Source organism: Methylobacterium sp. WL119 (assembly GCF_008039875.1).
Lineage (GTDB): Bacteria > Pseudomonadota > Alphaproteobacteria > Rhizobiales > Beijerinckiaceae > Methylobacterium.
Window position 1 is genome coordinate 1 of record NZ_VRUU01000204.1, and the last position, 2,668, is coordinate 2,668.

Annotated in this window: 2 protein-coding genes; both read left to right on the plus strand. The window is 76.4% G+C overall.

Features of this window, described 5'->3' with window-relative positions; translation table 11 throughout:
* Nucleotides 1–2,028, plus strand: a 2,028-nt coding sequence (locus FV227_RS28320; protein ID WP_147860453.1) for a copper-translocating P-type ATPase, incomplete at its 5' end; no start/stop codon positions are given.
* Nucleotides 2,028–2,495, plus strand: coding sequence for a Cu(I)-responsive transcriptional regulator (cueR, locus tag FV227_RS28325; RefSeq protein WP_147860454.1), 468 nt, complete (start codon nucleotides 2,028–2,030; stop codon nucleotides 2,493–2,495). The genes FV227_RS28320 and cueR, both read left to right, overlap by 1 nt.
* Nucleotides 2,496–2,668: the final 173 nt, after the last annotated feature.

Below are 2,668 nucleotides of genomic sequence, written 5' to 3' on the forward strand. Positions count from 1 at the left end.
GCCCCGGCGGCGACCGCGGGCGGGGCCGAGGCCGCGGACGTCCAGCGGGACGCCGCCGCGCGCCGCGACGGGCTCCACCTCCTCGTCGCAGGCCTGCTTGCGGCGCCGCTGGTCGCGCCGATGCTGCTGATGCCGTTCGGGATCGCGTGGATGCCGCCCGGCTGGCTGCAGCTGGCGCTCGCCACCCCGATCCAGCTCTGGCTCGGCGCCCGATTCTACCGGGCCGGCTGGCGCGCGCTGCGGGCCGGCGCCGGCAACATGGACCTGCTCGTCGCGCTCGGCACCTCGGCGGCCTACGGCCTCAGCCTGGTCGAGCTGGTCCGGGCCGAGGCGCACGGCCACGCGGCGCCGCACCTGTATTTCGAGGCCTCGGCGGTGGTGATCACCCTGGTGCTGTTCGGCAAGCGCCTGGAAAGCCGCGCCAAGCGGCGCACCGCGTCGGCGATCCGCGCGCTGACGGCGTTGCGCCCCGAGCGTGCGCGCCTGCGCCGGCCGGACGGCAGCGAGGCCGAGATCGACGTCGGGGCGCTCCGGGTCGGCGACATGGTCGTGGTCCGCCCCGGCGAGCGGCTGCCCGCCGACGGCACCGTCCGCGCCGGCGCGAGCCAGGTCGACGAGGCGCTGATCACCGGCGAGAGCGTGCCGGTCGCCAAGGCGGCCGGCGACCGGGTCGTCGGCGGCGCGATCAACGGCGACGGCCTGCTCGTGGTCGAGGCCGTCGCGGTCGGCGCGGAGGCGACCCTGGCGCGGATCATCCGCCTGGTCGAGGACGCGCAGGCGGCCAAGGCCCCGATCCAGCGCCTGGTCGACCGGGTCAGCGCGGTGTTCGTGCCGGTGGTGCTCGGGCTGGCGCTTCTCACCTTCCTCGGCTGGTGGCTCGTGGCCGGCGTCGGCGTCGAGGCCGCGCTGATCGACGCGGTGGCGGTGCTCGTGATCGCCTGCCCCTGCGCGCTCGGCCTGGCGACGCCCACGGCGATCATGGCCGGCACCGGCGTCGCGGCGCGCCACGGCATCCTGATCAAGGACGCGGAGGCGCTGGAGGTGGCCCATGCCCTCGACACGGTCGCCTTCGACAAGACCGGCACGCTGACGGAGGGGCGCCCGACGGTGACCGAGCTCGAGCCCGCACCGGGCATCGCGCGGGCCGACCTCCTGCGCCGCGCCGCGGCGCTGCAGGCCGGCAGCGAGCATCCCCTCGCCCGCGCCGTCGCGGCGCTGGCCGCCGCCGAGGGCGTGTCGCCGCCGGCCGCATCCGACCTGCGGGCGTTGCCCGGCCGCGGCGTCGCCGCCGTGGTGGAGGGCCGCACGCTGCGCCTCGGCAGCCGCCGGCTGATGGACGAGGACGGCGTCGACCTCACGGCGCTCGCCGCGCGGGCCGAGGCGTTGGCGCGGGACGGCCGCACCGTCTCGTGGCTCGCCGAGGCGGGTCGCGACCCGGACCAGGCGCCGCGGCTCCTCGGCCTGATCGCGTTCGGCGATGCGATGAAGCCCTCGGCGGCCGCGGCCGTGGCCGCGCTCCGCCGGCGCGGCCTGCGCATCGTGATGCTGACCGGCGACAATCGCGGCAGCGCCGCCCGGGCGGCCGAGGCGCTCGGCCTCGACGCGGTCACGGCCGAGCTTCTGCCGGAGGACAAGGCGGCGGCGATCCTGCGCCTGAAGGCCGGCGGGCGTCGGGTCGCCATGGTCGGCGACGGCGTCAACGACGCGCCGGCGCTCGCGGCCGCCGATGTCGGCATCGCCCTGAGCAGCGGGACCGACGTCGCGATGCACGCCGCCGGCGTCACGCTGATGCGCGGCGATCCCGTGCTGGTCGCCGACGCCGTCGACATCGCCCGGCGGACCTACGCCAAGATCCGGCAGAACCTGTTCTGGGCGCTGGCCTACAACGTCGTCGGCATTCCGCTCGCGGCCGCCGGCCTGCTCAGCCCGATGGTCGCCGGCGCCGCGATGGCGTTCTCCAGCGTCAGCGTCGTCGGCAACGCGCTGCTGCTGCGCCGCTGGCGCCCGGCCGCGGAGGCGCGGCGATGATGACCATCGGCGAGGCCGCACGGGCCTCCGGCGTCTCGGCCAAGATGATCCGCTACTACGAGAGCACCGGCCTGATCGACCGGGCGGCGCGATCGGAAGCCGGCTACCGGCACTACACCGAAGCGGAGATCCACACGTTGCGCTTCATCCGCCGGGCGCGCGACCTCGGCTTCACCGTGGAGCAGATCGGCGTGCTGCTGGCGCTGTGGCGCGACCGGGGCCGGGCCAGCGCCGACGTGAAGCGCATCGCGCTCGAGCACGTCGACGCGCTGGAGCGGAAGGCGGCCGAGCTCCACGCGATGAGCCGGACGCTGACCGCGCTCGCCGCACGCTGCCACGGCGACGACCGCCCGGACTGCCCGATCATGGAGGATCTGGCGGAGGCCGGACCTGTTCCGGAAGGCGCACCGGGCGGCCCCGCCCGGTTCGGGCTCAGTCGGTCGGCGCATCGGCGCGATGAGGGATGACGAGGCGGACGCCGCATCGGGAGCCGCTGCCGAAGGCAATACCCGAGGCGCCCACGGCTTCTGCCATCTCCGGGTGACCGAGAACCGCGCCCTCGCGCTGGCCACCCGCCTCGGCGTCACCACGACGGCCACGCCCGCAGCGACGCCCCGTCCCCGTCGCAAGCCGCCGGTGG